We start from the raw sequence: 24,116 nt of genomic DNA, 5'->3' as shown, positions 1-24,116 counted from the left end.
GGATGACAACTGGAACTCGCACACTTTCACCGACATACTTGACTGACGACTGACGACTGACGACTGACGACTGACGACTGACGACTGACGACTGACGACTGACGACTGACGACTGACGACTGACGACTGACGACTGACGCCTGACGCCTGACGCCTGACGCCTGACGCCTGACGCCTGACCGCTGACCGCTGACCGCTGACCGCTCATTCCTACGCCGGGACGCCGCCCTTCGTCTTTTCCTTGAACGCCTCGCAGATGCGCTTGACCTCGGCCTCGTCCACCGTGATCTCGCCGCGCGCCGCCGCCTCGGAGAGCAGGAAGACGCCGTAGGTCTTCACGTCGCCGGGGGTCTGAGCGTAGCGCGGGACCATGTGGCCGTGGAAGTGCGGGAAGCTCTCGCCCATCGCCACGGTGTAGATCCGGAGCGCGCCGGTGATCTCCCGCAGGACGCCCTCAAAGAAGCGGAGCGTCGGGCCGAAGCTCTTCGTCTCGGCGTCGTTGAAGCTGGCCGGCTCCGGGCAGTGGCGGCGGGTCTGGAGCGTCAGCCAGCCGGCCACGCCGTAGGGCGGTGCGCTGTGCCGCACGACCCACAGATCGTCCTGGTAGAGAATGCCGTGTGGCGGCTCGATCTGGCCGGTGCTGACGGAGCAGATCCGACAGTTCGGATCGTTCTGGGCGGACATGGTTCCCTCCCGTGCTGGGGCGGCCGGCTCGTACCGGCGCCGCCCGACGGGTGAGGATAGTCTGCCGGGCCGCCGCGTGCACGGGGTGCTGGCCGATTCCGCCGGCTGACGGTATGCTCTCTCCGGAGTGCCGAGGGCTTTCCGGAGGGTTCGTCCGATGCCGAAGTACGATTTCCAGTGCACAGGCTGCGAGAAGGTCTTCGAGGCCTTCCGGAGCTTCTCCCAGCGGACGGACGATGTCGTCTGCCCGGACGACGGCGAGCCTGCCAACCGCCTGTTCTCCCCGCCCACGGACATGTTCGTCTTCGGCAGCAAGAACTCCAGCCCGACGCCCGCCTATCGCCCGCCAACAGCCCCCGGGGGCGGCGGCGGATTCGGGCACTCGCACGGTCCCGGCGGCCACTCCCACTCGCACGGGCCTGGCTCGCACACCCACTGAGCGACACCCGCGGGGAGTCCTGCGGGGCGTTGGTCTGCCGGAACGGCTACGGCAACACGACCGTCGAGGCGGCGACTCCCTCGTAGCGGGGCGTGGTCTTGAGCGCGTCCAGCCACAGCTGGAAGATCAGCAGCGTCCACAGCAGCTTGCGGTTGTCCTTGCGGCGGGCGTAGTGCTCGTCCAGCAGCCGCCGGACCGCCTGCGGCTGGAAGTAGCCGTCCTCGCGCAGGCGTCGCTCGGAGAGGGTGTCCTCGGTCAGGTCACGCAGGGGGCCGGCCAACCACTTGGCGACCGGCATGTTGAACCCCTTCTTCTTGCGGTCGATGATCTCGGCCGGCAGGATCCGCCGCAACGCCTTGCGGAACAGGTACTTGGTCGTGAACCCGCGCAGCTTCTGATCGTGCGGGAGGCGCGTGGCCCACTCCACCATCACGCGGTTCAAGAGCGGCACCCGCACTTCCAGCGAGGAGGCCATGCTCGCCCGGTCCACCTTCTGGAGGATGTCCCCCTCCAGGTACATCTTCATGTCGCAGTAGAGCAGCTGGTTGACCGGCTCCGAGGCCGCGCAGCGCTGCTGGTGCGCCGTCACGATCTCGTAGACGTCGCGCTCGTCCACGGCGGCCCACGGCTCCAGGACAGCCCGCGTCTCCTCCGGCGTGAACGAGCCGAGCCACTGGTGATGGCGCGTCCCGATGGGGAGGCCCCGCGCGCTGATGAACCGCTTGAGCCTGAAGTCCAGGCTGATGTTGTCGAAGGAGGTCGGCAAACGCTCGATCAGGCGCGGCACGATATCCCGCCGGATCGGCTGCGGGACCGCCATCTCGTAGTACTCGATCAGCCGGTGCGCCTGGTAGGTCGGGTAGCCGGCGAACAGCTCGTCGCCGCCGTCGCCGCCGAGCGCCACCTTGACGTGCTTCCGCACGAACTGCGAGAGCAGGTACGTCGGCACGAACGACGAGTCGCCCAGTGGCTCGTCTACCAGCTCGCCGAGGCGCGGCACCAGCGCCAGCAGGTCGCCAGCGCTGACCGTCATCTCGTGGTGCTCCGCGCCGACGCCCCGCGCCACCAGCCGGGCGTAGCGCGACTCGTCGAAGGAGGCGTCCTCGAAGGCCGCCGTGAACGTCTTGATGCGGCCAGGGTAGTGCCGAGCCGCCATCACGGCGATGGCGCTGGAGTCCAGCCCGCCCGAGAGCAGCACCCCGACGGGCACGTCGCTCACCAGCTCGCGCTTGACCGAGTCTTCCAGCCGGTCCAGCAGTTCCCGCTGGTACTCGCGCTCGGACTGGCGGCCGGTCTCGCTGCGCTCCAGCCGCACGTCCCAGAACTGGTTGATCTCGACGCGCCCGCCCTGGACGGTCAGGGTGTGGCCGGGCGGCAGCTTCTTGACGCCCTTGATGATCGAGCGCGGCGTGGGGACGTACTCGAAGGTCAGGTAGTCGTTCAGCGACACGAGATCGACGTGGCGCTCGACGCGCGGGTGCGCCAGCATCACCTTCAGCTCAGATGCGAAGATCAGGCTGTCGTCGGTGACGGCGTAGTACAGCGGCTTGATGCCCATGCGGTCGCGCCCGATGAACAGCAGTTTGCGCCGCTGATCCCAGATCGCGAAGGCGAAGATGCCGTTCAGGTGGAGCACGCACTCCGCGCCGAACTCCTCGTACGCCTTGAGGATGACCTCGGTGTCGCTGTGCGTCGTGAAGCGGTGCCCGAGCCGTTCGAGCTGGCTGCGCAACGCTGCGAAGTTGTAGATCTCGCCGTTGAAGACGATGGTCAGGGTCTGATCGGCGTTGTGGATCGGCTGCTGGCCGCCCGCCAGGTCGATGATCGCCAGCCGGACCGCCCCGAGCGCAACATCCTGGTCGCCGTACCAGCCCTCGCCGTCCGGCCCACGGTGGCGCATCACGCGGAGCATCGCGCGCGTCACGTCCTGCAGCGGGGGCGGACCCTCGCGCAGCTTCACTTCACCGCAGATGCCACACATCAGCCTGTCCTGGTGGTCATGGCCGCCATGACCGATGGTTCGGGGCCAGAAAGTTGGACAACTCTATCGGATGGCCGGCCGGCCGGGCCAGCGCCGCCGGCGTGCCGCGGGCGGCCCAAAGCGGTATCGTCTCGGCGAGGATACGCCCGCACCGACGTGTACAACAGGTCCGACCGACGAAGGAGGCTTCGCTTCATGTCAGCCAGCGCTGATGACATTCAGCCGATTCTGCCGCCAGTCTGGGAGCCGGGCGGCGGCCAGCCAGCCCTCAAGATCACCAACGTCAAGACGATCTGCACCGCGCCGGATGGCATCCGGCTGGTCATCGTCAAGGTCGAGACGAGCGAGCCGGGCCTCTATGGCCTCGGCTGCGCGACGTTCACCCAGCGCCCGCTGGCGGTCGTGACGGCCGTCGAGCAGTATCTCAAGCCGTTCGTCATCGGGCGCAACCCGGACGACATCGAGGACATCTGGCAGGCGGCCTACGTCAGCTCGTACTGGCGCAGCGGCCCGGTCCTGAACAACGCGATGTCCGGCATCGACCAGGCGCTCTGGGACATCAAGGCGAAGCGGGCCGGCGTGCCGCTCTACCAGTTGTTCGGCGGGAAGGTCCGCAAGGCGGCGGACGTGTACGTCCACGCCACCGGCCGCGACTTCCAGGAGGTCGAGGACCGGGCGCGGGCGTTCATGGCCCAGGGCCATCGCCACGTTCGGTGTCAGGTCGAGGTGCGGGGCTACTCCACCTACGGCAGCGGCGGCCATCGCAGCGACACGGCGGCGTCTGCGAAGCCGGCCTATCGCCCGCCGCTGGACACCCGCCCCTGGGAGCCGCGCCCGTACACTCAGACGGTGCCGCGCCTCTTCGAGCACATGCGCAACGCCCTTGGCTGGGACGTTGAGCTGCTGCACGACGTGCATGAGCGCGTCCCACCGATCATGGCGATTCAGCTTGCCAAGGAGCTGGAACAGTACAAGCTGTTCTTCCTCGAGGACATCTTCGCCCCCGAGGACAACGACTACTTCCGGATCCTCCGGCAGCAGTGCGCCGTCCCCATCGCGATGGGCGAGCTGTACGTCAACCAGCACGAGTACGTGCCGCTGATCCGCGACCGGCTGATCGACTTTATCCGGGTCCACATCTCGGACATCGGCGGCCTGACGCCGGCCCGCAAGCTCGGCATCCTCTGCGAGTTCTTCGGGGTGCGGACGGCCTGGCACGGCCCTGGCGACACCTCGCCCGTCGGCCACTCCGCGAACCTCCAACTGGACCTGTCGTCGTCCAACTTCGGGATTCAGGAGGCCTCGCTGTTCGGCGAGCGGACAAAGGAGGTCTTCCCCGGCTGCCCCGAGGTCCGCGACGGCGCGATGTGGTCGAACGAGCAGCCCGGGTTGGGCATCGACGTGAACGAGGAGCTGGCGGCGAAGTACCCGTTCCCCGAACACCCGGTCAACGGCGCGTGGCCGGAGATCCGGCGGCGGGACGGCACCGTCCAGAAGCCGTAGCGGCTCACGGTACCCGCTGGGAGCGCGGCGATCTTCGCCGCCCCGCTCCCAGATTCATTCCCGGACACCCGGGCAGCGCCCGGCCTCTTCTGGAGGACGGGCGCTGCTGCTGCACAACGCCCGCGATAGCTGGCGGGCCGCCGACAAGGGCCAGGCTCAGCAGGGCGGCTGTCACCGATCTCCCTGGCAGCCCGTCTCTGGACATGGACGGCTGCCCGTCCCCTGGGGGACAATCGGCGGGCGCGCGGACGACAGGCTCACCGTGTGCGGCGCAGTAGACGATCGGTGTGGAGGGGCCAACGCGGTGGCGTTGAAGACAGGTAAGCTCGACCCTGCGGCGTTGCGCCGGCTCGTCCTCGATCGGCTCGGCGTCCGGCGCGACGACGTCGTGGTGCATGCGCGGCTCGGGGAGGACGCCGCCGCCGTGGCCTTCGGCGACGAGGTCTGCGTGCTCTCGTCCGATCCGATCACCGGCGCAGGCTCGTCGGCCGGCTGGTACGCCGTCCACGTCTCCTGCAACGACATCGCGGCGATGGGCGCGCGGCCGGTCGGCGTGCTGGCAACCCTCATCTTTCCGCCCACCGCCGACGAGGCCGACGTAGCCCAGGTGATGATGGACATCCACCGGGCGGCGCTGGAGCTGGGCATCGAGGTGCTGGGCGGCCACACCGAGGTCGCGCCGGGCGTCGTCTCGCCGATCATCTCGATGACGGCGGTCGGACGCGCGCCCCGCGAGCAGTTGGTGACCTCCGGCGGGGCGCGCCCCGGCGACACGCTCTTGCTGACGAAGTGGGCTGGCCTGGAGGGCACCGCCATCCTCGCCACCGATCTGGCCGCCCATCTCGACGGCAAGATGACCCCGGAGGCCATCGCGCGGGCGCAGGGCTTCAGCGCCCGGATCAGCGTGGTGCGCGATGGCATCGAGGCGGCGAAGCTGGGGGCGACGGCCCTGCACGATCCGACCGAAGGTGGCGTGCTCGGCGCGCTCTGGGAGCTGGCCGAAGCATCTGGCTACGGCTTCGAGATCGACGCCTCAGCCGTCCCGATCCTGGACGAGACCCGGCAGGTGTGCGCCGCCTTCGGCGCGGACCCGCTGAAACTGATCTCCAGCGGCGCGATGCTGATCGCCTGCCCGGACCTCTCGCGGATGTTGGCCGGCCTTGCCGAGCATCGGATTCCGGCCACGCCCATCGGGCGGGTCACCAGCGGCGCGCGGACGGTGCTGGTACGGGGCCGCCCCGTCCCCGCCGAGTCCGTGCACCGCGACGAGCTCTGGCGCATCCTGGAGCAGTACGGCTGACCCGCGGCTCATCACTCGATCCGTAGGTGTGGGGCCAGTTCCTGGAGCGCGCGCGCCAGCTCCGCACGCTGGGCAGCCAGCCGTTCAGCTCGCGTCGCCTCGATGTCGCGCAGTGCCTGCTCGATGCCGTCGTACGCTTCTTCAGGGCCCAGCGCCCGAACCAGGTCGTCAGGGAGGTCAGCCGGCAGAACTCGGTCGTGCCTGCGCTCCCGCCCGCGAGCCAGTGGTCGCGTAGGCCCGTGTCCGGCGTGCGTGCAACCACCGTTGGTATGGCGACCTGCTCCAAGATGGCACGGATCTCCGCAGCCAGCACGTCGATGTCCGTCTCCGGCGTGATCTCCCACCACCTGTCCTGCCGGGCAGGGAGCAACGTCCAGATACGTGCCCGCCAGTGACAATCTGGCTCGGTCACCAGGGCAGCAGTTCGTCGTCGTCCCTCAGACGCGGACACGAGCACTGACCACACTCCCAGGTTGGTGGTGAACGTCACCCGGTCCTGTGTTGCCGACGCGCTCTTCTGGAACTGGACGACACCGATGTTCCCATCCTCATACCGAGTAAAGAGCTGCCGCTGCTTGCGGAAGCCGGCGCGCTTCAGCACTGGAGCGACGGCTGTCATCAGACTCGTACACTGCCCCTGGGCGGAGGGTGACAAGGGCGCCTCTTCAGAGGCCTGTTGTCTTTCTGGAGTGTTCATGGAAACGCGGCCAACCTCCGCGTCATCAGCGTGGACTGGGTGATGTCACTCAGGGGAATCTTCGGGATTGCGCTGAAGTGGCCTGACGCTGCTATCGGGATCAAGATTCTCGGCCTGTAGCTGTCCTCAATCATCCGATAGGGAAATACGTGATCGCGGTAACCGATGAAGACGTACACCAGCGTCATGAGTGCGCCGATAACAAGCAGGCCGAGCAAGAAGCCTGGGGTCGCGCCTGGTGGCAGATTGCTCTCAATGGCACCGCCAAACAGCGAATAGGGGATCAGTACCCAGAGTGCCGGCGCCGTCACAGTACCGACACCCATGCCCAGGCCGACTGATACCCACACGAGGCGCGTGAGATACGGTGCATCGAGTGCGTCGCCAGCCCTCCAACGGCGATATGAACCAAGGGCGAAGAAAGCGAGGTCAGGACTATCCCCAGGAAATACAGCACGGAGGCGCCAGGCTAGTGCATGCGGGGAGCAAAGCGTCGCATCGTGGTTGTCGCAACTGCCGCACCGACAACCATGCCGGCAAGCGCGCCAAGTGACCCCCACAGCGCCGCGCCGGTGGTACCCCCAGCGATAGCCCCGCCGACTGCCTCAGGAGATGGACGCCAGCGGCTGCTTGCAGACAGCCCCTCCCCGGTCGTTGGATAGGTGGCGATTTGACGATTGTCTACCTGCATCTCACCGCTCGCCTTCTGCTCCTGCACTGGTAGAGTGCCACACACGGCGAATTTCAATAGTGCTCTGCTGTGACGCGCCCGTGATATCCGCCCTGCACTGTCAGTATGGCTCAGCGTAGTGAGGCTTTCAGTAGATCCATTCGTTCAGAGTCCGTCTTTTGGGTAGGGCGAGCATCACAAGCTTGCTACTCTTGTGCCCGAGAGCGTCTCGGCTGGAGGCATGATCTGCTCGGACACCGTGTAGGCGGTACACTGGTCCCGATGATCCGTGCTGTCCTCTTCGACCTGTTCGACACGCTGCTCTATCTGAATGGCGCGGCGCTGGCTGAGGTGCGCCGCGCGATGGCCGTCCACGCGGGCGTCGATCCAGACGCCTGGGGCCAGCTCTGGCGTGAGAACGTGCTGGACCGGATGCTCGGGCGGCTCGGCGGGCTGGAGGACGAGCTGCGGACCATGCTCCGACAGGCTGGCGCAGATGCCTCGCCCGCGCTGCTGCGTGAACTGGCCGAGCGCGAGATCGACGGCTGGGTGAGCGCCGTCACGCTCTATCCCGAGACGTTGCCGACACTCGCCGCGTTGCAGGACCGTGGGTACGCGCTCGGGCTGCTCAGCAACTGCTCGGCGCACGGCGACCTGCTCGAACGGATCGGGCTGGCCCCGTACCTGAGCGCCGTCGTCCGCTCCTGCGAGGTCGGCGTGATGAAGCCGGACCCTGCCATCTACCAGCAGGCAGTCGAGGCCCTTGGCGTCCCGGTGGCCGAGACCATGTTCGTGGCCGATGGCGCCTTCGCCGAGCTGGACGCGGCGCAGCAACTCGGGATGCTGGCCGTCAAGATCGAGCAGCCGCACCAGAGCGGCGACTACGGCACGAGCACCGGCTTCGACCACCAGATTCGGCGGCTGACCGAGGTGCTGGCCCTGCTGGATACAGAGGTGCTGGCCCTGCTGGATACAACGGCGGCGTCGCCCCACACTCCCGGCCCAACGGACGCCTGAGCAGCATGGCGGCGCGGCGGTGGCAGTTTCAGGTTCCCCTACGCACCTGGGTGGTCGCGGTCAGCCTGATCGTGGTGATCGTCCCGCTGCTGGTGGTCGGGATACTCTGGGTCACAGCCTCGCCGGCGGTGGCGTTGGCAGCCGGGCTGCTGACGTCCATGGGAATGTCTGTCGGGCTGGTGAACAGCCTCGGACGGCTGGCCCGGCAGACCGCGGTCGCTGGGGCGGGGAAGGCCGTCACGCCCAGCCCCCTTCCCATCCCCCCCATCTCCCAGCCTCGCGTCCTCCTTGTCGAGGACGACCGCGTCAGTCAGCGCATCGCATTGCGGCTGCTGGAGCGCCTCGGCGTCCAGGCCGACGCCGTGACCGACGGTCAGCCAGCCGTCGATGCCGTCACAACGCAGACCTACGCCCTGGTGCTGATGGACTGCCAGTTGCCGACCCTCGACGGCTTCGCGGCGACGGCCGCCATCCGTCAGTGGGAGGCCGCGCAGTCGCTGGCCGAGGAGGCCGTAGCGTCGCAGGCCGACAGGGCGAGCGCAACGCCTGGGCAGCCGAGACCTCGCCTGCCGATTGTCGCGCTGACCGCCGCGACGGACGACGACGCCCGCCAGCACGCCCGTGACGCCGGCATGGACGATCATCTCGCCAAGCCGCTGGACGCCGCCCGGCTCGCCGCCACCCTGGAGCGCTGGGGCGTCAGGCACACGCCGCCGACGCCTGCCGCAGACCGTGGGTCTTCCACTGCCACAGCCTCAGCCACAGCCCCGGCCGCAGCCCCCGCTTCGTCCGCCGATGCAGCCCCGCCCTCCGACGTCGCCGCTGCCCCGCCACTCGCCTCGGACCCTGAGGACGCCTCGGATCCAGCCCCGGCGCAGGCGAGCCTGCCGGTCCTCGATCCCGACGTGCTGCTGATCGTGGATGGCCGGCTCAGCGCACCGTACCAGGAGGTCGTGGAAGTCTTCCTTCAGGAGGTTCCGCGTCGGCGGCGGCTGCTCCAGGAGGGGATGGCCCGGCAGGACATCCCGCAGGTGGTGCGCGTGGCGCACACACTGGCCGGCAGCGCTGGCAGTATCGGCGCGATGCGGCTGGCCGCGGCCTGCTCCGCGCTCGAAACGCTGGCGAAAGCGGCGTCGTTGGATACGTCGGGCCCGGCGGACCAGACAGTCAGAGACCGCCCCCCGGAAGCCGGGAAGGCGGTCTCGCTCACGCAGGCCGCGGCCTCGCTCACACAGGCTGCTGAGACGGTCAGCCAGGAGCTACGCCAGCTCGAAGCCGTCCTTGTCCGGCTCGTCGCGGCACGGTAACCCATCAGGCGGCGCGTGCCGGCAGCGACCAGGGCGCTGCGCCCGGGGGTGGAGCAGTTGTCGCGCCAGCTGCTCCGGCGGCCGACGCAGGTGCGCCAGCGTCTCAGCGGCCGTCGCATGCACCAGCCGCCCCGGCTGCCGTGCCGTCCGCCCGACGATACAGCCGCTCGTCACCAGCAGCCCCATCAGCCGGGCGAAGCGCACCTCGGACAGGCCCGTCTGCGCGCAGATGACCGCCCGCCCCGGCAGCCGGCCGTGGAGACTCGTCCCGGCGTGGAGCGCCTCCACCAGCCGCTCGACAGCCGGCTGATGGCCGGGCAGCCGGCCCAGCGCATCGTCAGGGTCCAGTTCCAGGCCGGCCCGCAGCCGGAGCTGATCGAGCGCCCGCAGGTACGCCCGATAGGTCATCGTCTGGGTCAGCCGGAGCGCCTTCGCCACGTCCAGAAACGAGCGATCCTCCAGGAGCCGCAGCAGGAAGACCCACCGGGCAATCGGGTCCAGGTCGCTCAGCATCTCGGCGGCAATGATCTGATCGTCCCACTGGCGGCCGTCCGTGCCGGTCCGGTCCTCCAGGCGGTCCATCAGAATATCGTGCTGGATGTTGTCGACGCGGACGCTCCTGGCCCGCCGTGAGGGCGTCTGGGCCTTGACGTACCGCCACAGCTCCCAGGGCAAGGTCGTGCGGACGTAGGCTGGGAAGTCGCCGCCGGCCGGGTCCCAGCGCCGGGCCAGCACATCCAGGATCAGCCAGCCCTGCTGTCGGAGGTCGTCCAGGTCCAGGGCAGCCGGCAGCGAGAGCGACCGGCTCCGATAGCGCCGGACCGCCAGCTTGAGCAGCGGCTGGAACAGCTCGACCAGCTCCGGCAGCACGTCTGCCTGCCCAGCCTGGAGGTCCAGCGCCAGCGTGTTCGCACGCGCGGTCAGCGCCGAATCGTAGAGCAGGCCGGGGGCATTCGGCGGGGCATCCGGCGCAGTGTGGGGCGCTGCGTCCGCCGACGATGCGGGGGGCGCCGATGCGGGGGGCGCTGTGTCCGCTGACGATGCAGGGGTTGAAGAGGCACGGGTCGAAGAGGCACTCATCGCGACGCCCCCAGTCGATCCCCCAGGTCGTCGAGCACCCGGGCCAGCTCGGCTGCGCGGATGTTGTCATCCCCGGCCAGTGCCTGCTGCGTCTTCAGCGCCGTGCAGAGCGCTTCGATCTGGTGCCGCAGCTCGGCCAGCACCTTGATCTGCTCGGCCGTCTCGCCAGCCGGCTGCGCCAGCCGGCGGATCGAGGCGCGGAGCATCGCCACCTCCTGGGCCAGCCCAGCGGCGTCGGCCACCGAGGCCAGCGCAGCGTCGAGCCGCCGGGCCGTTGTCTGACGCACGCACGACATCCGTGGCTCACCATCAGTCAGGGACGGCGCGGCCGGGGACGGCACGGCAGCGGCCGGAGACGGCAGCGCTGGCGCACCCCCCGCCGACGGATCGGCCGGCGCTGCTGACGAGTCGAGCGCCGGCTCGCCAGCAGCGCCGGGTTCGCCAGGATCGCGCGCGGCCGGCGGCGCGGCCCGACCCGGCCGACGGCGCGACCCCGTCGCCGAGGTCGCGGGCGTCAGGCGGAGGACTGTCCGCCCCCGGCGCGGCGCGCGCGGAGCCGGCTCGGCCCCGGCCGGCCGGCGGGACGGTCCGGCCGAGCCGGCGCATCCGGTTTGCATGGTGGCACGCGCGCCGGCAGCCGGGCGCACAGCCCCGGTGGACGGCGAATCAGCAGCAGCAGTTGCAGGATCACGCGAAAACAAGGCCACGGTTGACCCCCAAGGAGAACATATGTTCTACTCACGAGCAGCATACGCTCCTGCCACCCGTTCGTCAAGGCGTTGTGACCTTCTACTACCCTTGCCCGGGGCCGCCCGGCCCACCACGCACACGGCCCTGGCAACGCGTCCACGCCTCGCCAGGGCCGCCCTGTGCTTCCTATATACGCGCCCGGATGTCGCACGGATGTCGCAGGCGCGCCCGCTCGCGCTACGTCGTCAGCCGCCCGCGCCGCAGCGCCCGCCCGGCCAGTATCTCGTTCTGGACGTTCCCATCCACCACCACCTTGCCGTTCACGATCACGTACTCGATGCCGATCGGGAACTGCTTCGGGTTGGCTCGGGTGGCTGGCGCACGGACCGTTTTGGGATTGAACACCACGATATCCGCCTTGAAGCCGTCGCGCAGCAGCCCCCGGTCTGGCAGCCCCAGCCGCTGGGCCGGGAACGAGGTCATCTTGCGGATCGCCTGGGGCAGCGCCAGGTAGTTCTCCTCGCGGACGTAGTGCCCCAGGATCTGCGGGAAGCAGCCGTAGGTGCGCGGGCTGGGATAGTCACCAAGCAGCACCGCGTCCGAGCCGACCATCGAGTACGGATGGCTCACGAACTTCGGCAACGTGTTCACGCTGCCGCCCAGCGAGATGTACGAGGTCTGCAAGTCCTCGTCCAACAGCAGATCCATCACGGCGTCCACCGGATGCTTGCCGGTCATGATCGCCAGCTCGCCGATCGACTTCCCCTCGTACTGGTGGTTGTGGGCGTGCTTGAAGTAGGTGATCCACATGTCCTGCCAGGAGCCGGCCCGGGGGCTGACCTCCCGACGCAGGCGTGCCCGCGTATCCGCATCCTTGAAGGCCGCGATCAGCGTGGCCGGGCCACCCTCCTGCACCCACTGCGGGAAGATGATCGCCAGCCGCGTCCCGCTGAAAACGTACGGGTAGCTGTCGAACGTGACGTCCAGATCTTCCTTCTCGCGGGCATCCTCCACCAGGCTCAACAGCTCGTCGGCCCCGTGCTTGCTGCCGACCCGCTGGTAGAAGTGGGTGATGTGCGCGGCGATCCCGGAGCGCCGCCCGATGTCGATGGCCTCCTTGAACGGGTCCAGCGAGGCATCGCCCAGGTTGTGGCGGCAGTGGGTGTGGTAGATGCCGCCGAGCTTCGCCGCCTCGCGGGACAGCTCCACCAGCTCGTCGGTTGAGGCGTAGCTGCCCGGCGGGTAGTCCAGTCCCGTGGACATCCCGTACGCGCCTTCCTCCATCGCCTCGCGGAGCAGCGCCTTCATGTCCGCCAGTTGGCGGTCCGTGGCCGGCCGATCGTCCCACCCCACCGTGTTGATCCGCAACGGCGAGTTCCCGACGATGTAGCAGATGTTGACGGCCACCTTGTTGTCGAACATCGACAGGTACTCGGCCACCGTCGACCAGCGCCCCGGCAGCTTCGGCGCACCATCCAGCCCCGAGTTGAGCTGATAGAACTTGTCGAAGTCCTCCTGGCTGTGGAACGGCGCATACGAGTTGCCGTCGATGCCCACCAGCTCGGTGGTGATGCCCTGGCGGATCTTCGGCTCGTGGCGCGGCTGCTCCAGGATCACCAGCCCGGTGTGGGCGTGCATGTCGATGAAGCCCGGCGAGACGACGTGGCCGCTGGCGTCGATGGTCCGGGCCGCCTGGACGTGGGAGACGTCGCCGCGCAGGACGCGGACGGTCTCGCCCTCGACAGCCACCGCGCCGTAGAAACCCGGGTTGCCCGTGCCATCGACAATCATGCCGTTGGCGATCAGCAAGTCAAGCACACACCACCTCCGGAAGCTCGGGAGACAGGGTCAGGGGCGCCGGCGCCGAGACTCCGGATGGTACTCGACTGGCGCGCAGCCCGTTCCGCCAGCGGCCCCAGACAACGACGAAGCCCTCGCACAGTGCGAGGGCTTCGTTTCCACGTCTTCGGCGCTTCAGGTGAATGGTCGATGAACTATCAGGAGATGATCGTCTGAACGATCGAATCAGCGGCGTGTCATCGGTGGGTGAGAGGTCGACGAGGGGACTGCACGTGGTGTGTGCCCTCGGTCGGCGGCCTTGCTTACACAACTGGGCGGCTCGATGGCCTGCCCCCCTGACGCCAGCTCCGACCTACTAGCCCCGGCAGGCCCCGGGACTGTCAATCTGGAGCACCCCAAAGATCAGGTGGCGGGCGTGCTTCATCCGGCTGATGAACATCTCCGCGCGCTCCCTTCGATCTCCGATCTTCTGGACTCTCCCAGGTCGCCGTGGCTTCGTGTGTTGTGGCTTCCTGGTGGCATCATCATAGCGCTGCGGAGAAGAAGCGAGATGTGACGTTTGTCCCGTGTCGCCCGGGACAGCCCGTAAGCACCGGCTCATTCCGGACGTTCGCCTGACGTTGACCGCACTGACCCGCGTGCCCCCGCCCCTCTCCCCTGAAACCTGCCCCCTACACCTTGTGCCGCGGCCACTCCGTATCGAACGCCAGCGGCATCAGCGACCACCACTCTTCGGGCTTCCCGCGCGGATCCTTCCGCTGCATCGTCGCCATCCACTCGTTCCAGCGCTTCGACTCAGGGTCGTCGTTCACCCGGGGGAAGTCCACCGCCGGGTCGAACTCGTCCGTGGTGTCGATGTACATGATGAGCTGCGTACCCAGCCGGAAGATCTGCATCCGGGTGATCCCGACCTCGTGAATGCGGCGGATCACCGACGGCCAGACCTGCCGATGCTGCTTCTCGTACTCTTCGATGACGGCCGGATCGTCCACCAGCTGCAGCGTCAGCGCATACGACTTCATGGTGTACCTCCCTCTGCCGAGCGCGCCACCATCAGGCCGCCGTGCAGGCCAGCCTGGCGCACCAGCAGCGTCGCTCGTTCAGGGCAGGGTACTCCGGTCCGCCCACGGGAGTCAGGCCCGCGCGACTCCGGGGCGAAGAACACCCGGCCGCTCCGGTCCAGCCCCGATCCAGCGCTACAATACGGCTACCATCACCATCCCCTTGAACGGTCGCCCCGAGCCGCCGCTGCGTGGCCGGGCGCGGAGGAGCCATGGACAACCAGTCGCCTGAGATGGAGAAACTGTCTCACGAGCTCCGCGCGCTGATGCGCGCCTGGATCGAGCACCCCGACAACGACGATCTCAAGGCACGGTACGCGGCCGTCCAGGCGGAGTACCAGCAGCTGCGGGACCAGTGGCAGCGGAGCCGCACTGCCGCACCCGCATCCTGACGCCGCCCCGGCTCGTTACTGAACAGATCGACGGCGCGCCTGGTGGGCGCGCCGTTTGCATGCTGGCGCGTCTCTCACAGCTTCGGCACAAGCGTCCCTGCACCCCCGATTTTGCCGCGTCTTACGGCGAGCCGCCCCGTTCTGGGTAGTGGGGCAGGGAACAGCGGGCTTGACCACACGTCACCGCCGACCAGACGGCCCCGATCACACATCTGGGGGCCCCCGTGAGGCAGTCGCGCACCGTTCCGTCGTCGATCGCCGTCTTTCTGTTGGCGGCTATCCTCGCGGCGGCGGTCGTGGTCCCGGTGAGCGGGGCCAGTACCGCTGCCGCCGCTTCGATTGATGCCGCCTTCCGCGATCTCCCGACCAGCGTCCGGACCGGAGACATGCTCAAGGTCCAGGTGGACGTGCCAGATCAGGCGACCTGCGTCGGGAGCATCATCCACCGCGACAACACCGAGCAGAAGCTCAAGGAATTGAAGGAGAGCGACGGTCGCTGCCGCTGGGACGTCATCGTCCCGGACGTCACCCGGCGCGGCGAAGCGGACGTCGCCGTCACCATCCGCGATGGCGACGTCCAGACGATCCTGAGCGCCACCGTCATGGTGGTGCGGCGCTCCGACACCGTCGGCATCGAGCTGAAAGAGCTGCCCGCCAGCACCAAGCGGGGCGGCGGCTACACCATCAACATCAGCGTGCCCGACAACGCGACCTGCTCGGGGCAGGTCACCTACTCCGATGGCAAGACCCAGTCCCTCGACAGCCAGCCCGAGTACAAGGAGCGCTGCCGCTGGGAGGGCACCGTCCCGAGCGATGTCGAGCGGGGCACCGCCCGCGCCGCCATCACCATCAACCTGGACGGCCGCTCCACGACCCTCTTCACCAGCTTCGACGTTGACCGCGACTCCGAGAAGGCCAAGGTGCTGACGGCGTTCCAGGATCTCCCGACCACCGTCCGCCGCGACGACGCCCTGCCGATCCGGCTGCTGGTGCCGGGCGGCGCTCGCTGCACCGGCGAAGGGCAGTTCCGCAGCTCCGACAACATCAAGCTGCCCGAGGTACAGGAACAGAGCGGCATCTGCTCGTGGAGCATCGTCGTGCCCGAGGACACCAAACGCGGCGACTCCCGGGTGAAAGTCACGGTGAAGGCGGACGGCGACGAGCTCACCATCGACGCCAACATCGCCGTGGACGAGACCTCGTCCGACGTGGACGCCGCCTTCAAGGATCTGCCGTCGAACATCCAGCGGGGGGACAACCTCGAGGTTCGGGTCTCCGTGCCAGACGGCGCGACCTGCCACGGCGACGTGACTTTTGACGATGGCACCGTCGTGGCCCTCGAATCGAAGACCGAGAAGAAGAGCCGCTGCCTCTGGAGCATCAAAGTCCCGAACTACACACCGCGCGGCGTCGCCGTGGTGCGCGTCTGGATCGACGACCACGGCATCCAGACCACGCTCGTCGGGAACGTCGACGTCGAGGGGCGCGGCTCCGAGCCGATCACCTCGTCCTGGGACAGCATCCCGACCACCGTGAAGCGCGGCACGGAGTTCACCGTCTCCGCCAACGCCACCAGCGGCGCGTCCTGCACTGGCCAGATCGACTTCGTAGACGGCATGCGCTGGACCCTCGGGGATACCCAGGCCGAAGACTCGCGCTGCCGCTGGAAGGTCCAGGTGCCGAACCACGTCAGCCCTGGCAAGGCGAAGGTGCAGGTCAAGGTCCAGAAGAGCGGCGGGGCCGACACCCTCAAGGCCGAGATCGACGTGACCGCGCCCTGACGCGCTCGTGCACGGCCGAGAGGCCCGCACCCCACACTGGCCCTGCCCCTCACCCCTCGCCCGCACGCAGGCGGGGAGTGAGGGGCGGATTCCGGCGCAACAGCAGCGGCCCGCCCCACGCGATGACCAGCGCCACACCCGTGCCCACCGCCACCAACCCGTACCGCACGGTCGCAGACTCAAGGATCGTCCAGCGGGCGTGGATCATGCTCAGGGCGCAGGCCACGATCAGCACGGCAGCCAGGAGCCGGCCGAGCCGTCCATCCTGACCGCCGGACTGCCAGAGCCGCTCCACGTCCAGCATCGCCAGGGGGATCAGCAGCGGGAACAGGTGCGAGAGGTTGCGGCCCTCATCCCCGCGCGAGACGGTCAGTTGGAGCACCACCAGCGCACCGTAGACCAGCGCCCGTCGCTGGAAGCCTGTCGGACCTGGCAGGCGGCGCACCCCGAGCAGCCAGAGCACCCCAAGCGTCGAGTACACGTCGAACAGCTCTGGCAGCGTCGGCAGCGTCTGCTGGAACGTCCGCGCGAACGGGGCCAGCACCGTGACGGGCGTCGCCCCGCTCAGGACGCCGCCAGCCGCCAGCTTCGCAAGCACCACGGCACAGAACAGCAGCCCCGGCAGCGCCACCGCCAGCGCCGCCCGGGCCAGCGTCCCGCGGCTCGGCGGCTCCACGGCGAGATACACCGCCACCAGCAGCAGCGACGTCTCGCGGTTGAGAACGCCCACCGTCACGACGGCCAGGAACGGCCAGAACTGGCGGCGCGCCAGCAGCCAGAACGCGGCAGCCTCCGTCAGATAGGTGACGGCATCCACGTAGACCGGCGTCGTCAGCATGCGGATCGCGCCACCGGACACGGCGAACAGGAGCGCGCCGGCCAGCGCCGCCGGCCGGCTCAGCTCGATGGTCCGCTGGTAGGCGTACAGGCAGGCGCTCACCAACGGCAGGGCCAGCAGCGTCAGCGCCGTGAAACCAGCCACCGGATCGCCCGGCCACAGCCCTGCGACGCCCGGCGAGAAGACCCGAAACGAGTACGGCAGCCGCGCCAGGTACGATGGCGACTCGGCCATCTGGTAGTATTGGCCGGCGTCGTCCTTCTGAAGGCCAACGTGCGTCGTGCCGAAGGTGTACAGCCCGAGCGTCAGCGCCAGCGCCGCCAGCCAGACCGCCGCAAGCTCGCGCAACGAGGCGCTCACCGGCGGCCGACGAGGTCGAGCAGCGGCGCGCGCACCGCCTCCGCGATCGCCCGGTGCCCCTCCGGGCTGGGGTGCGGGTCTTCCCGCAGCCGGTACTGCCGCGCCCGTGGATCGCGGACGTCCCCGAGCGCCGAGGACAGATCCACCATCGGCACGCCCTCGCGCGCTGCGAACCGCTCCAGCTCCTCGCGGACGGTCAGCCGCTCGCCGGACGGCCCCGGGCTGACCGGATCGCCCAGGTTGTCGGGGTACACGACCAGCAGGAAGCTCGCGCCGTTGGCCCGGCTCAGCGCCACGATCTGTGAGAGTGTCGCCAGCCGCTCATCGAGGCGGTCACGCTTGCGGAGCGGCTCAGTCGGGCCTTCACGGGAGCGCCGCAGCTCCTGCCCGATGCGCCAGTAGACGTTCTGCACGAAGCGATACAGATAGCTGTTGCGCCGCAGCCAGACCTTGACGCCTGCCAGGACGCCAACCGGATCGTACTGGTGGTCGAAGATCGAGAACGTCTCCAGCAGATCGTTCACCACGAACGTCAGCACGACCGTGTCTGGCCCGTATGGCAGGCCGGCCTGCTCCAGCCGGGCCAGCTCCTGGATCGTGTTGTAGCCCACGACGCCGGTGTTGACCGTCTGGATCGGGCCGCCACCGGCTCCGTTGACGGCCGCTTCCAGCAGGCGCGGGAACGGCTCGTCGTCACGGACGCCCGCCCCGAAGGTGACCGAATCCCCGAGGAACACCACCCGTTTCGTGCCGGCCGGCTTCTCCAGCGGCAGCTCGCGCTCGCGGAGGCCACGGGCGTTGATGGCGACCGGCACGCCCTCGCTGAACCCGACGAAGCCCGGCTTCGGCTCGAAAAGGACGCGCGGATCGCTGCTCTCGCGGTACGCCTCGGGCGCGGAGTAGTACGGGTGCCCCAGGTCGACGACCCGCAGCGCGATCTCGCACAGCAACAGCATCACCAGCAGGCCGGCCCCCAGCGCCGCCAGGTTGCCGAGCATCGGCCCCATCGGACCACGGGATCCCGAACGCCGCGTACGGTCTGCTGCCAGGGTTGCCACGGGCCTCCCACCGCCCGCGACGCGGGTCGGCTGCCGAGAGTCGATCACACGGTGAGCCATTCACACGGCCAGAGCCTGAGGCGGCCCGGAGCAGCGGAGCGCGACGCTGCCGGCCGCGCTCCAGATCGCCTCGCTGTCGGCCTGAATATTGCTCCGATCCCCACGGGCCAGGCAACTGCTCGCAGTGTCGCATTTGAGCGGCGATCCAGGGCGGAGTTCTGGTAGCATCCGTCCCATGCAGGGCATCCTGGACACCGCCGCACTCGCCTTTCAGCTCTTCCTGGTGTTGCTCGTCGGGTGGGGCCTGGTCTTCCTGGCCGGCTTCCTGGTCGAGCGGAAGCTGCGGCGCGGCCCCACCGGCAAGCACATCTGGGACTCGTTCAGCTGGCTCTGGGACAACGCCAACGTGATCGGCATCCCCACGCTGATCTTCGGAGCGGCCTACATGATCTGGGCGCTCAACACAGGCTACGGTATCGCCGGCCCCGGCCTGCTGGTGCTCCTGCTGATGGGCGCGGCCACCTTGCTGATCGGCTTCGCGCCGTCGATGCGCCGTCGCTGATGCGCCGGTCCGTCCTGGGCGGCGGCAGTTGGATCGTAGCCCCTGCTCCCTGCAAGGCGGCTCGCTGATGGTCGCTGGCACACTCGCCACCCCCACCCCGGCTGCGCCGCTGGCCTCGCCGGCGCGCCTCTGGGCGAGGGCTGTCGCGGCCATCCGGGCGCATCCAGACCTCGTCGTCGTCGCCGCGCTGGTGGTCGTCGGACTGATCGCGCGGGGGATGCTGCTGGCCCGTGCGCCGCTCTTCCTGCGCCGCGACAGTGTGGCTTACTTCCAGGTCGGTTGGGAGTTCGCCAACGGCATGGGCTTTGACCTGCCGTTGCGCCGCACCCCCCTGTACCCGCTGTTCGTAGCCGGCTCGGTCTGGCTGCTGGGCGAGGACCTGCGTGGACTGGCCCTGGCGCAGCACCTGCTCGGCGTGGTGACCATCGTCGCCACCTACGGGCTGGGCCGCGCCATGTTCGGGCGGTGGGCCGGCGCACTGGCGGCGTTGGGCGTGTCGGTGTCGGCCACGCTGCTGATCTACGAGCACTACATCCTGGCCGAGCCGCTCTTCATCCCGCTGCTGACGCTTGGCATGCTGCTGCTGGTGCTGGCGCTCCAGCAGGGCGGCCTCCGCCTGTTCCTGCTGGCCGGCATCGTGCTGGCCCTGGCGGCCCTCTCGCGGCCCATCGGGCAGGCGTTGCTGCCGCTCGGCCCCATCATCATCCTCGTCCACCACTGGCGCGGCGGCCTGCGCGGCCTCGTGCCGGCTATCCGTCTCGCGATCGCACCAGCCGCGTTCGTCCTGATCGGCTTCGCGCTGGTGCTGGCGCCGTGGTCGGTCCGCAACTCGATGACGACGGGACGCGTGGACGGCGCGGGCGCGCTGGGCCAGAGCCTGATCGGGCGGATCGTGCGGCACGACGAGGGCTTCATCCTGCCGAAGCCGGACAGCCCCGCCCCGTACGCCGACGCCCGCAAGGCCGAGATCCGCGGCCTGATCCTGACCCAGATGAACCGCGACGCCCGTCCGAGCGCCATCAACCACCGCATCAGGAACGTGTTCGGGCTGACGGAGCCGCAGGCGGATGCCGCTATGCGCGAGGTCGCCATCGAGATCTTCACCAGCCAGCCCGGACGGTACGTCGAGGGCACGCTGGCGAAGTTCCGCCGCCTGATGATCGGCGAGGACGAGCGCTTCCGGACCCACTGGGCCACCCGCAAGGACGGCGAGTTGCGGGACGCCTGGACGAGCGAGGAGTCCATCGCGCACCTGTACAGCCCGCCCAGCCCGATCCAGGAGCGCGAGTTCTCGGTGGCCGAGGCGGTCACGCGGGTGTTTCAGCCGTACCTCTGGGCCTGGCTGCTGGGGCCGCTGGTGCTGCTGGGGATCGGGTGGGGCCTCTGGCGCGGGCCGCGCGCCGCGACGGTTCTGCTGGTGCTGACGGTGCTGGCGCTGGTCTTCCCGAGCGCCGCGCTGGTGGGGTATGTGCCGCGCTACCGCTACCCGGTCGACCCGCTGCTGCTAGTGCTGGCGGCCGGCGGCCTCGCGGCCCTGGTCAGCCTCGCCCGGACCGGGCTGGCCCGCGTCAGCCGCCGCCCCGCCTGACGGCTGCCCGCTCGCGCCACGGCCTGCACAATCCACAGCGGCCGGCGCGCGATATGGTACGGTCCATGGTGATGCAAACATGCCAGAAGGCAGCGGGCGGTGCTGACAAGACGGTGCAGCGCCGCGAGAGGACAGATGTTGTGGCCGATTTTCGCGAATTGGGCGTGAGCGAGGGGACGCTCCAGAGCCTCACCAGTATGGGCTTCGAGGAGCCAACCCCCATTCAGACCCAGGCAATCCCACTCTTGCTCTCCGGCCGCGACATCATCGCGCAGGCGCTGACCGGCACCGGCAAGACCGCCGCCTTCGGCGTGCCGCTGGTCGAGCGCGTCGATCCAGAGCTGCGCCAGCCGCAGGCCATCGTCATGGCCCCCACCCGCGAGCTGGCCGTCCAGGTCACCGATCAGGTGTGCAAGATCGGCCACCATCGCGGGATCTCCGTGCTGCCGATCTACGGCGGCCAGCCCATCGGCCGGCAGCTCTACATGCTGCATCGCGGGGTCCAGGTCGTCGTGGCGACGCCCGGCCGCCTGCTCGACCACATGCGGCGCGGCTCCATCGATCTGAGCGCCGTCACCACGCTGGTGCTGGACGAAGCCGACCAGATGCTGGAGATGGGCTTCGTCGAGGACGTCGAGTACGTGCTGGAGCACCTCCCCGCCGAGCGTGTGACCGCCCTCTTCTCGGCCACCATGCCGCAGCCCATCGTCGATCTGGCGCAGAAGTACCTCCGCGAGCCGGAGGTGCTGCGGCTGGTCAAGGCCCAGGGCCTGACCGTCCCCGACATCGACCAGGTCTTCTACATGGTGCCGTTCCCGCGCAAGCTCGACGCCCTCTGCCGTGTGCTCGACGTGAAGCAGCCCGAGCGGACCATCGTGTTCTGCGCCACCAAGCGGATGGTGGACGAGGTCAGCGAGGGGCTGAACGCGCGCGGCTACCCCGCCGAGGCGCTGCACGGCGATATCTCGCAGGCGATGCGCGAGCGCGTGCTTCGGGGCTTCCGCGGCGGCCAGACCGAGGTGCTGGTCGCCACGGACGTGGCGGCGCGCGGCCTCGACATCCCCGAGGTCAGCCACGTCATCAACTTCGACATCCCGCCCGACCCGGAGTATTACGTCCACCGCATCGGGCGGACGGGGCGGTACGGTCGGCGCGGCGCGGCGATCACCTTCGTGAACCCGCGCGAGATGCGGATTCTCAAGGTCATCGAGCGAGTGACCGGCGCGCACATTCGGCGCGAAGAGGTGCCCACCGCCGCCGAGGCCGAGGAGCGCGAGATCGAGATCCTGCGTGACCGGCTGACCAGCACACTGAGTGCCGGCGGCTGGGGCCGCTACCGCCCGATGATCGAAGAGCTGCTGCTGGAAGACCACGACCCGGTCGATCTCGCGGCGGCGGCGCTGCAACTGGTTGCCAGTGGTGTGGTCAGCACGCGACGCATGGGATCGGCGACGCGCTCGCTGACGCTTCCGACCATCCCAGCAGCAGCCGGCACAGCATCGTCCGAGCGCACCACGCCTCCTGGGCCTTCCGCACCGCTCGAACGATCCGGGGCATTCGAGCGGGCGGCGTCTCCTGAGCAGACTCGCGCGGCGGCGCGCGGTGCGCGGCCATCCTTTGCCGAGCGACGAGCGCCAGACGGACGGCCTGCTGCCGCCGGCCGGGATCGTGCGGGCGCGCCGCCGCTGCGACGCGCGCCCGCGATCTCGCTGGCTGCCGCCGACGCCCTCCGCGAGCGTCGCCCATTCGAGCGTTCGTCGGCTGGCGGCGCGACGCCCGACCGTGAGCGCCGCCCGTTCCGCGAAGGCGACCGGCCAGACCGTGCAGGCTACCGTGAGGACCGCACCGGCTACCGCGAGGACCGCCGCGCGCCCCGGCCCTTCGCCGAGTCGCGGTCCCCGCGCGCCGCTGACGACCGCCGCCCCATGCGCGACGCGGATGACCGCCGACTCCCCCATGACACCGACGACCGCCGGCCCGCCCGCGACATGGATGACCGCCGGCCTGCCCGTGATGGCGAGGAGCGCAGGCCGTTCGGCGACCGCAAGCCGAAGCGCTGGGTCAACGCTGGCAAGCCGGGCCGCTCAGGCGGGCCGAGCGGCACATTCGGGAGCAAGCCCGGCGGCAAGTTTGGCGGCAAGGCCCCGACGCGCGGCTCCAAGAGCGCCGCGCCGGGCGCTGGCCGCCCCGCCCGCCCGAAGCGCGCCCGCTAACCCGTTGTCCTCGCAGGCTGGCGGCCTGACGCGCTCACACCAGTCGCCTCAGGCCGCCAGCCCTGTCAATGCCGTAGACAAACGGGCGTGCAGTTGTCGCGAACAGGTCTTCCATGTGGTCGAGCAGCGCCACGATCAGGCGGAGGTACTCCCACTGCGTCGGGTTCGCGCTCTGAACCAGGACGAAGCAGCCCACGCCGTTGTCGATGATGGCCTGCCGCTCGGCCGGACGGTGCCGACTACGCTTGTCGCGACTCACTACGAGCCGCTCGCGCCGACCGACCTCGCGCAGCCAGACCCGATCAGGAGCGTCGCTGGCGAACTCATCGTCCAGCCAGCGGATGTCATCACGGACGAGTCGCAGTGCCTGGGCGACCGAGCGGGGGATCGACCTGTCGAAGAAGATCATGCTGCCAGTTTCAATTCGAACTGGAGCGCCCGCTCGACCTCCTTCGGATTGAGGCTAAAGTCCTGCGCGATCTGCTCGTTCGAGTCGCCGGCCAGCGAGCGTTCGCGGATGATCTCGGTGCGGATACCTGACCCCTTGACCACCGGCAAGCCGTAGCCATACGCCGGATCGATGGTGATGAGAGCGTCTTTCCCCAGGGGCCACCAGCGAATAGCGAGATCATCCGCGTACTCGAGATTCGCAAGGAACGGCTCAAGGATCTCTTTCCACGCCTGCATACGCTTACGTCGCCCCTAACCGCGACCTCGACCAGATCGAGGAACGAGACTCCGTCGAGGTGCTCGGAGCGCGCTGTCACCGGCGGTACGGACGCTCGCAGCCCATCGCGGCCACGATAGCTGTAGCCAGCCAGCCAGCGGCGCGCCGTTCCCCGGCTGACCCCCGCAAGGTGATCGGCTTCGGCAAAGGAGTAGCGCGGCAGGCTGCACGGTGGCGAGACCCTGGGATGCGTGCAGGGCGATTGCATGTTCGTCCGTGTTCCCGAAGCGCGACTAGACGAGCGGTCGGGGACTGAAGTCCCCGCCTACACGCATGCAGTCGCTGCGCGACGGCCGTCGGGAACGGCAGGCACTGGTGCGACTGGAGCGTCGCGCAGCGACTGCAGGATCGTAGGCGGGGCTTTCAAG

22 protein-coding genes are annotated in these 24,116 nt (G+C 69.1%); 10 read left to right on the top strand and 12 right to left on the bottom strand.

All coding sequences use genetic code 11. The annotated features are described in order from the left end of the window. Nucleotides 1–210: 210 nt before the first annotated feature. Nucleotides 211–684, bottom strand: a complete 474-nt coding sequence (locus IT306_22825; protein ID MCC7371269.1) for a hypothetical protein — start codon at nucleotides 682–684, stop codon at nucleotides 211–213. A gap of 157 nt (nucleotides 685–841) precedes the next feature. On the opposite strand from IT306_22825, the gene IT306_22820 reads away from it, so the two are divergent. Further along, nucleotides 842–1,123, top strand: a complete 282-nt coding sequence (locus tag IT306_22820; protein ID MCC7371268.1) for a hypothetical protein — start codon at nucleotides 842–844, stop codon at nucleotides 1,121–1,123. 46 nt (nucleotides 1,124–1,169) lie between these two features. Here the strand turns inward: IT306_22820 and asnB are convergent, their stop codons facing one another. Then, nucleotides 1,170–3,104: an asparagine synthase (glutamine-hydrolyzing) gene (gene asnB / locus IT306_22815; GenBank protein ID MCC7371267.1), complete on the bottom strand. Its 1,935-nt coding sequence runs from the start codon at nucleotides 3,102–3,104 to the stop codon at nucleotides 1,170–1,172. 195 nt (nucleotides 3,105–3,299) lie between these two features. Here asnB and IT306_22810 point away from each other — a divergent pair, with 195 nt between their 5' ends. Then, complete coding sequence (locus IT306_22810) at nucleotides 3,300–4,607, top strand: starvation-sensing protein RspA (protein MCC7371266.1); 1,308 nt, start codon at nucleotides 3,300–3,302, stop codon at nucleotides 4,605–4,607. A gap of 310 nt (nucleotides 4,608–4,917) precedes the next feature. After that, a complete protein-coding gene (locus IT306_22805; GenBank protein MCC7371265.1) occupies nucleotides 4,918–5,907 on the top strand; it encodes an AIR synthase family protein in 990 nt (329 codons plus the stop codon). On the opposite strand, the gene IT306_22800 is transcribed toward IT306_22805, so the two are convergent. Both IT306_22800 and IT306_22795 read right to left on the bottom strand, forming a co-directional pair. Next, a complete protein-coding gene (locus IT306_22800; GenBank protein MCC7371264.1) occupies nucleotides 5,807–6,526 on the bottom strand; it encodes a DUF4304 domain-containing protein in 720 nt (239 codons plus the stop codon). The two genes, IT306_22805 and IT306_22800, sit on opposite strands and share 101 nt — an antisense overlap. Nucleotides 6,527–6,600: 74 nt before the next feature. Further along, on the bottom strand, nucleotides 6,601–6,930 hold the full coding sequence (locus IT306_22795; GenBank protein MCC7371263.1) for a hypothetical protein: 330 nt from the start codon (nucleotides 6,928–6,930) through the stop codon (nucleotides 6,601–6,603). A gap of 626 nt (nucleotides 6,931–7,556) precedes the next feature. On the opposite strand from IT306_22795, the gene IT306_22790 reads away from it, so the two are divergent. Both IT306_22790 and IT306_22785 read left to right on the top strand, forming a co-directional pair. Beyond that, nucleotides 7,557–8,291 carry an HAD family hydrolase gene (locus IT306_22790; GenBank protein MCC7371262.1) on the top strand — a complete coding sequence of 245 codons (735 nt, stop codon included), beginning with the start codon at nucleotides 7,557–7,559 and terminating at the stop codon, nucleotides 8,289–8,291. Between the two features lie 5 nt (nucleotides 8,292–8,296). Beyond that, nucleotides 8,297–9,598, top strand: a complete 1,302-nt coding sequence (locus tag IT306_22785) for a response regulator (protein ID MCC7371261.1) — start codon at nucleotides 8,297–8,299, stop codon at nucleotides 9,596–9,598. Here IT306_22785 and IT306_22780 read toward each other — a convergent pair. From IT306_22780 to IT306_22765, 4 genes are all read right to left on the bottom strand, one after another. After that, nucleotides 9,551–10,678: a sigma-70 family RNA polymerase sigma factor gene (locus tag IT306_22780; GenBank protein MCC7371260.1), complete on the bottom strand. Its 1,128-nt coding sequence runs from the start codon at nucleotides 10,676–10,678 to the stop codon at nucleotides 9,551–9,553. The genes IT306_22785 and IT306_22780 overlap by 48 nt on opposite strands. After that, nucleotides 10,675–11,295 (bottom strand): hypothetical protein, encoded by a 621-nt coding sequence (locus IT306_22775; protein MCC7371259.1) that lies wholly within the window; start codon nucleotides 11,293–11,295, stop codon nucleotides 10,675–10,677. Before IT306_22775 ends, IT306_22780 begins: the two co-directional genes overlap by 4 nt. Nucleotides 11,296–11,605: 310 nt before the next feature. Beyond that, complete coding sequence (locus IT306_22770) at nucleotides 11,606–13,186, bottom strand: D-aminoacylase (GenBank protein ID MCC7371258.1); 1,581 nt, start codon at nucleotides 13,184–13,186, stop codon at nucleotides 11,606–11,608. A 653-nt stretch (nucleotides 13,187–13,839) separates the two neighbouring features. Further along, complete coding sequence (locus IT306_22765) at nucleotides 13,840–14,190, bottom strand: L-rhamnose mutarotase (protein ID MCC7371257.1); 351 nt, start codon at nucleotides 14,188–14,190, stop codon at nucleotides 13,840–13,842. A 251-nt stretch (nucleotides 14,191–14,441) separates the two neighbouring features. Between IT306_22765 and IT306_22760 the strand changes: the two genes are divergently transcribed. Further along, complete coding sequence (locus IT306_22760; GenBank protein ID MCC7371256.1) at nucleotides 14,442–14,621, top strand: hypothetical protein; 180 nt, start codon at nucleotides 14,442–14,444, stop codon at nucleotides 14,619–14,621. 224 nt (nucleotides 14,622–14,845) lie between these two features. Then, entirely contained in the window at nucleotides 14,846–16,402 is a 1,557-nt protein-coding gene (locus IT306_22755) for a hypothetical protein (protein MCC7371255.1), read from the top strand. A 49-nt stretch (nucleotides 16,403–16,451) separates the two neighbouring features. On the opposite strand, the gene IT306_22750 is transcribed toward IT306_22755, so the two are convergent. Then, the gene (locus tag IT306_22750) at nucleotides 16,452–17,588 is read right to left on the bottom strand and encodes a hypothetical protein (protein ID MCC7371254.1); all 1,137 of its coding nucleotides are present in this window, start codon (nucleotides 17,586–17,588) and stop codon (nucleotides 16,452–16,454) included. Nucleotides 17,589–17,596: 8 nt separating this feature from the next. Then, the gene (locus tag IT306_22745; protein MCC7371253.1) at nucleotides 17,597–18,607 is read right to left on the bottom strand and encodes an SGNH/GDSL hydrolase family protein; all 1,011 of its coding nucleotides are present in this window, start codon (nucleotides 18,605–18,607) and stop codon (nucleotides 17,597–17,599) included. A gap of 286 nt (nucleotides 18,608–18,893) precedes the next feature. Here IT306_22745 and IT306_22740 point away from each other — a divergent pair, with 286 nt between their 5' ends. The 3 genes from IT306_22740 to IT306_22730 all read left to right on the top strand — a co-directional run bounded on the left by IT306_22740 (nucleotide 18,894) and on the right by IT306_22730 (nucleotide 23,021). Further along, nucleotides 18,894–19,220 (top strand): hypothetical protein, encoded by a 327-nt coding sequence (locus IT306_22740; protein ID MCC7371252.1) that lies wholly within the window; start codon nucleotides 18,894–18,896, stop codon nucleotides 19,218–19,220. A 67-nt stretch (nucleotides 19,221–19,287) separates the two neighbouring features. Further along, nucleotides 19,288–20,808, top strand: coding sequence for a glycosyltransferase family 39 protein (locus IT306_22735; protein ID MCC7371251.1), 1,521 nt, complete (start codon nucleotides 19,288–19,290; stop codon nucleotides 20,806–20,808). A gap of 140 nt (nucleotides 20,809–20,948) precedes the next feature. Further along, entirely contained in the window at nucleotides 20,949–23,021 is a 2,073-nt protein-coding gene (locus tag IT306_22730) for a DEAD/DEAH box helicase (GenBank protein MCC7371250.1), read from the top strand. A 34-nt stretch (nucleotides 23,022–23,055) separates the two neighbouring features. Here the strand turns inward: IT306_22730 and IT306_22725 are convergent, their stop codons facing one another. Together IT306_22725 and IT306_22720 are read right to left on the bottom strand one after the other, a co-directional pair. After that, complete coding sequence (locus tag IT306_22725) at nucleotides 23,056–23,430, bottom strand: hypothetical protein (GenBank protein ID MCC7371249.1); 375 nt, start codon at nucleotides 23,428–23,430, stop codon at nucleotides 23,056–23,058. Then, nucleotides 23,427–23,708, bottom strand: coding sequence for a DUF433 domain-containing protein (locus tag IT306_22720; GenBank protein MCC7371248.1), 282 nt, complete (start codon nucleotides 23,706–23,708; stop codon nucleotides 23,427–23,429). Before IT306_22720 ends, IT306_22725 begins: the two co-directional genes overlap by 4 nt. Nucleotides 23,709–24,116 lie beyond the last annotated feature (408 nt).

The sequence above is a fragment of the Chloroflexota bacterium genome (assembly GCA_020850535.1).
GTDB lineage: Bacteria > Chloroflexota > UBA6077 > UBA6077 > JACCZL01 > JADZEM01.
The sequence above is the reverse complement of the archived record's forward strand: the minus strand, read 5'-3'. Positions and strand labels throughout refer to the sequence as shown.

Bases quoted from the DNA above. Each gene is read 5' to 3' on its own strand.
- IT306_22825 (MCC7371269.1), bottom strand. From the start codon at position 684: ATGTCCGCCCAGAACGATCCGAACTGTCGGATCTGCTCCGTCAGCACC.
- IT306_22820 (MCC7371268.1), top strand. From the start codon at position 842: ATGCCGAAGTACGATTTCCAGTGCACAGGCTGCGAGAAGGTCTTCGAG.
- asnB (MCC7371267.1), bottom strand. From the start codon at position 3,104: ATGTGTGGCATCTGCGGTGAAGTGAAGCTGCGCGAGGGTCCGCCCCCG.
- IT306_22810 (MCC7371266.1), top strand. From the start codon at position 3,300: ATGTCAGCCAGCGCTGATGACATTCAGCCGATTCTGCCGCCAGTCTGG.
- IT306_22800 (MCC7371264.1), bottom strand. From the start codon at position 6,526: ATGACAGCCGTCGCTCCAGTGCTGAAGCGCGCCGGCTTCCGCAAGCAG.
- IT306_22795 (MCC7371263.1), bottom strand. From the start codon at position 6,930: ATGGGTGTCGGTACTGTGACGGCGCCGGCACTCTGGGTACTGATCCCC.
- IT306_22790 (MCC7371262.1), top strand. From the start codon at position 7,557: ATGATCCGTGCTGTCCTCTTCGACCTGTTCGACACGCTGCTCTATCTG.
- IT306_22785 (MCC7371261.1), top strand. From the start codon at position 8,297: ATGGCGGCGCGGCGGTGGCAGTTTCAGGTTCCCCTACGCACCTGGGTG.
- IT306_22780 (MCC7371260.1), bottom strand. From the start codon at position 10,678: ATGAGTGCCTCTTCGACCCGTGCCTCTTCAACCCCTGCATCGTCAGCG.
- IT306_22775 (MCC7371259.1), bottom strand. From the start codon at position 11,295: ATGCAAACCGGATGCGCCGGCTCGGCCGGACCGTCCCGCCGGCCGGCC.
- IT306_22765 (MCC7371257.1), bottom strand. From the start codon at position 14,190: ATGAAGTCGTATGCGCTGACGCTGCAGCTGGTGGACGATCCGGCCGTC.
- IT306_22760 (MCC7371256.1), top strand. From the start codon at position 14,442: ATGGACAACCAGTCGCCTGAGATGGAGAAACTGTCTCACGAGCTCCGC.
- IT306_22745 (MCC7371253.1), bottom strand. From the start codon at position 18,607: ATGGGGCCGATGCTCGGCAACCTGGCGGCGCTGGGGGCCGGCCTGCTG.
- IT306_22740 (MCC7371252.1), top strand. From the start codon at position 18,894: ATGCAGGGCATCCTGGACACCGCCGCACTCGCCTTTCAGCTCTTCCTG.
- IT306_22735 (MCC7371251.1), top strand. From the start codon at position 19,288: ATGGTCGCTGGCACACTCGCCACCCCCACCCCGGCTGCGCCGCTGGCC.
- IT306_22725 (MCC7371249.1), bottom strand. From the start codon at position 23,430: ATGATCTTCTTCGACAGGTCGATCCCCCGCTCGGTCGCCCAGGCACTG.
- IT306_22720 (MCC7371248.1), bottom strand. From the start codon at position 23,708: ATGCAGGCGTGGAAAGAGATCCTTGAGCCGTTCCTTGCGAATCTCGAG.